This is a genomic window from Nocardioides sp. (assembly GCF_036401255.1).
Classification (GTDB): domain Bacteria; phylum Actinomycetota; class Actinomycetes; order Propionibacteriales; family Nocardioidaceae; genus Nocardioides.
Window position 1 is genome coordinate 1 of sequence record NZ_DASWVI010000051.1, and the last position, 4,561, is coordinate 4,561.

Genomic DNA, 4,561 nt, shown 5'->3' on the forward strand with positions numbered 1-4,561 from the left:
ACGCTCGCGTGGGCGCGGGCCCGGCTGGACCGGCCGCTCACCGTGCGCGACCTGGCCGCGCACGCCGGGCTGAGCACCCGCCAGCTCGCCCGCCGGATGCACGCCGAGCTGCAGACCGGTCCCCTCGACTGGCTGCACCGCGAGCGGATCGCCCGCGCCCAGGAGCTGCTCGAGCGCTCGGACGTGTCGGTCGAGCAGGTGGCGACCGCCTGCGGGATGGGCACGGCCGCGACCCTGCGCCGGCACTTCCGCCGCGCGGTGGGGGTCACGCCGACGGCGTACCGCGCGACATTCCGGTTCGGCTGAGCGCGCCGGTGACCAGCCCGACCAGGCGCGCCGCGTCCGGTGAGTCCTCGAGCTCGTCGACCGGCACCGGCAGCGGGATCCGCCAGTTGTCGCGCTCGACGGCGCCGGGGATGTTGGGCCGCCGCTCCTCGAGGACCGCGTCCTCGAGCGAGACCTGCAGCAGCAGGCAGTCGGCGCGGGCCAGCTGGGAGTACGCCGCCGCCACGGCCTCGGCGGCCGTCGCGTCGTCGGTCAGGCCGTCGCGGGTGAGCCGGCCGAGCAGCTCGCGCCGACCGGCCTGCACGTCCTCGGCGGGGATCCCGGTCGCGACCGCCTGCTCCTCGGCGTCCGATCCGGTCCACAGGCCGGCCACGGTGGGCAGGTCGTGGGTGGTGACGGTGGCCAGCGCGCCGGCCGGCCAGGCGGATGGGTCGTCCTCCTCGAACCACAGCACCTTGTAGGAGAGGATGCCGCGCTCGGCCAGCGCCTCGGGCACGCCCGGCTCCACGGTGCCGAGGTCCTCGCCGACCACCACCGCCTCGGCCCGGTGCGACTCGAGCGCGACGATGTCGAGCAGGTCGTCGCTCGGGTAGCGGACGTAGGCGCCCTGGGTGGCGCCGGCGCCCTCCGGGATCCACCACAGCCGGAACAGTCCCATCACGTGGTCGATACGCAGCCCGCCGGCGCCCGCGATCGTCGCGCGCACGGACTGGACGAACGGCTCGTAGTCGGCCGCCCGGAGACGCCACGGCACCAGCGGCGGCGAGCCCCAGTCCTGGCCGAGGCTGTTGAGCGCGTCCGGCGGAGCCCCGACGGTGACGCCCTGCGCGAGCACGTCCTGCCAGGCCCAGGAGTCCGCGCCGCCGCCCGAGACGCCGATCGGGAGGTCCTGCAGCACGGTGAGGTCGCCGGACGCCGCGCGCAGCTGCGCGTCGAGTTGCCACTGCAGCCAGGCGTGGAAGCCGATCCGCTCCTCGTGCTCGGCGCGGAACACCTGCACCGCTGCGCCGTCCGGGCGCCGGAGCTCCCCGGGCCACGCGTGCCAGTCGGGGCCGTGCTCCTCGGCCAGCGCGCACCAGGTGGCGAACTCCTCCAGCGCCACGCCCTGCCGCTCGCGCCACGTGGCGAAGGCCTCGTGGTCGCCGGTGCGCCCGTACGCCGCCGCGAGCGCCGCGCGCTTCACCGCCCAGACCGCGTCACGGTCGACGAGCGGCTCGGCCGCCACCCGGCGTACCTCCTCGATGTCGACGTCCGCGTCGTCGAACCCGGGCGCCTGGTCGACCCGCAGGTAGAGCGGGTTGCGGAAGCGGCGCGTCGCGGGCAGGTAGGGGCTGGCCTCCCGCGGGGTCGTCGGCGCGACCGCGTGCAGCGGGTTGACCAGGACGAACCCGCCGCCGTGGCCCTGGGTCCAGGCGCAGAGCGTGCGGAGGTCACCGAGGTCGCCGATGCCCCAGCTGGCGGCCGAGCGCGCGGCGTACAGCTGCACCGCCCAGCCCCACGACCGGCGCTCGGGCACCCAGCAGCGTCCGGGCGAGACGATCAGGCGACGGTCGATGCCGTCGGCGGTGCGCAGCCGGTGGTAGCCCAGCGGGAAGTCGTCCGGCAGCCGGTCCTCGACGGTCCGCTCGGAGCCGTCCTCGCAGGTGACGCGCACGCGTCCGAGACCGAGGTCGCGGCCCGGCCGGGTGACGATCGGCGCGCGCTCCTCGAGGTCGGCGGGCGGGGTGCCGATCACCTCGCGCAGGCTCTCGATGGTCTCGGGCGCGACCGTCTGGGGCCGGTCGTCGGAGTCGATCCAGTCGCGCTGGATGCCCCACTCGTCCGCGCTCATCGCCTGGGCCTCGTCGCTCGTCACTGCCATGTCCCCCACGGTGCCCGACCCGGTGGCCGGGCATCCGCGGGGGGTGCCGATGGGGAGCGAGATCGGTCCCCGGCCCGCTGGCCCGCCGAGCCCCAGGAGCACCAGCCGCACCACTTGGCAGCCGAAACCCGCGCGACACGCCGATGCGCCCCGGCGTGTCGTGCGGGTTTCACCGGCCGACCGGTGAAACCCGCACGGCGTGTCGTCAGGCGGGGAACGACCCGCCCGAGGCGGCGAGGTCGCGCAGGTACGCCGAGGGGCGGAACCGCTCGCCGTACGCCTCGGCCAGCTCGTCGGCGCGGGCGACGAACGCACCGAGACCGATCTGGCCGGCAGCGTTCTCGTAGCCCTGCATGAACTGCGCGGCGCCGCCGGTCATCGGCGGGAAGCCGATGCCCATGATCGAGCCGATGTTGGCGGCAGCGGCGGACTCGATGACGCCCTCCTCGAAGCACTTGGCGGTCTCGAGCGCCTCGATGAACAGCATCCGGTCCTTCATGTCCTGCAGCGGGATCTGCTGCTCGGCGCGCGGGAACGCCTCGGCCAGGCCGCCCCAGATGCCCTGGCGCTGGCCGGCCTCGTCGTACTCGTAGAAGCCGGCGCCCTTGAGCCGCGAGGGACGCCCGAGCTCGATCATCTTCGCGACGACCCGCTCACCACCCGACGGCTCCCACGTCCGGCCCTCGCGAGCGGCGGCGTCGGCGTTGGCCTTCTGGATCTTGACCATCAGCTCCATGTTGAGCTCGTCGGTCAGCTGCAGCGGGCCGACGGGGTAGCCGGCCTGGGTGCCGGCGCGCTCGATCGAGACCGGGTGGACGCCCTCGCCGAGCATCGCCAGGCCCTCCATGACCTGGGTGCCGATCACCCGCGAGGTGTAGAAGCCGCGGCTGTCGTTGACGACGATCGGGGTCTTGCGGATCTGCTGCACGACGTCGTACGCCTTGGCCAGCGCGACGTCCGAGGTCTCCGCGCCCTTGATGATCTCGACCAACGGCATCTTGTCGACCGGGCTGAAGAAGTGCAGCCCGATGAAGTCGGCCGGCCGGTCCACACCGCTCGCCAGCTCGGTGATCGGCAGCGTCGAGGTGTTGGAGCAGAGCAGCGCGTCATCGTTGACGTACGGCGCGATCTCGGCGAAGACCTGCTGCTTGAGCGAGGGGTCCTCGAAGACCGCCTCGATCACCAGGTCGCAGCCCGCGAGGTCGGACGCGTCGGCGGTGGCGGTGATGCGGCCGAGCAGCTCGGCCTTCTTCTCCTCGGTGCTGCGGCCCTTGGCGATCGCCTTGTCGAGCAGCTTCTCGGAGTAGGCCTTGCCCTTCTCGGCGCTCTCGAGCGCGACGTCCTTGAGCACGACCTCCATGCCGGCACGGGCGCAGGAGTAGGCGATGCCGGCGCCCATCATCCCGGCGCCGAGCACACCGACCTTGACGGCGCGGTACGGCGGGATGCCCTGCGGGCGCAGCGACCCGGAGTTGATCGCCTGCAGGTCGAAGAAGAACGCCTGGATCATGTTCTTCGAGCCCTGGTTGACGATCAGGCTCGTCAGGTAGCGCGACTCGACCCGCGAGGCGGTGTCGAAGTCGACGAGCGCGCCCTCGACGGCCGCCGACAGGATCGCCCGCGGTGCGGGGTAGACCGCACCCTTGGTCTGCTTGCGCAGCAGGGCCGGGAACGCCGGCAGGAAGCCGGCCAGCGCCGGCGAGGTCGGCGAGCCGCCGGGCATCTTGTAGCCGGGCTTGTCCCAGGGGTTCTGCGCCTCCTCGGGGTTGGCCTTGATCCACGCCTTCGCCGCCGGGACCAGCTCCTCGCGGGTCGCGACGAGCTCGTCGACCAGGCCCTTGGCCTGGGCGGCCGACGGCTTGAACTGGGTGCCCGGCAGCAGCACGTCCATCAGGCCGGACTGCAGGCCGAGGAGCCGGACGATGCGGGTCACGCCGCCACCACCGGGCAGCAGACCGAGCGTCGACTCGGGCAGCCCGAGCTTCACGCTGTCGTCGTCGACGACGATGCGGTGGTTGCAGGCCAGGCAGATCTCGAAGCCGCCGCCGAGCGCGGCGCCGTTGATCGCCGCGACGACCGGTCGCGGGAACTGCTCGAGCTTGCGCAGGCCGGCCTTCACGGCCTCGCCCATCGCGAAGACGGAGCCCGCGTCGGCCTTGGTCGCCTGGACCATGTTCTTGAGGTTGCCGCCGGCGAAGAACGTCTTCTTCGCGCTGGCGACCACGACGCCCGTCACGCTGTCCACCTCGTCGTACAGCCGCTGGACCGCGGCCGCCATCGACTCGAGGTAGAGCTCGTTCATGGTGTTCGCGCTCGACGTCGGGTCGTCGAGGGTGAGGGTGACGATGCCGTCGGCGTCCTTGTCGTAGCGGACGGCGGTCTGCTCGGTGGTGCTGGTGCTCATGGAAGTCCTGT

General features: G+C 73.1%; 3 protein-coding genes. 1 reads left to right on the forward strand and 2 read right to left on the reverse strand.

What is annotated here, in order from left to right; translation table 11 throughout:
- On the forward strand, positions 1 to 306 hold a 306-nt coding region (locus VGD85_RS02445; RefSeq protein ID WP_331061859.1), incomplete at its 5' end, for a helix-turn-helix domain-containing protein.
- On the opposite strand, the gene malQ is transcribed toward VGD85_RS02445, so the two are convergent.
- Both malQ and VGD85_RS02455 read right to left on the reverse strand, forming a co-directional pair.
- Positions 266 to 2,146: a 4-alpha-glucanotransferase gene (malQ, locus tag VGD85_RS02450; RefSeq protein WP_331061860.1), complete on the reverse strand. Its 1,881-nt coding sequence runs from the start codon at positions 2,144 to 2,146 to the stop codon at positions 266 to 268. The genes VGD85_RS02445 and malQ overlap by 41 nt on opposite strands.
- 205 nt (positions 2,147 to 2,351) lie before the next feature.
- The gene (locus VGD85_RS02455) at positions 2,352 to 4,550 is read right to left on the reverse strand and encodes a 3-hydroxyacyl-CoA dehydrogenase NAD-binding domain-containing protein (RefSeq protein ID WP_331061861.1); all 2,199 of its coding nucleotides are present in this window, start codon (positions 4,548 to 4,550) and stop codon (positions 2,352 to 2,354) included.
- Positions 4,551 to 4,561 lie beyond the last annotated feature (11 nt).

Coding starts and splice junctions, on each gene's coding strand:
- malQ (WP_331061860.1), bottom strand. CDS start 2,146: ATGGCAGTGACGAGCGACGAGGCCCAGGCGATGAGCGCGGACGAGTGG.
- VGD85_RS02455 (WP_331061861.1), bottom strand. CDS start 4,550: ATGAGCACCAGCACCACCGAGCAGACCGCCGTCCGCTACGACAAGGAC.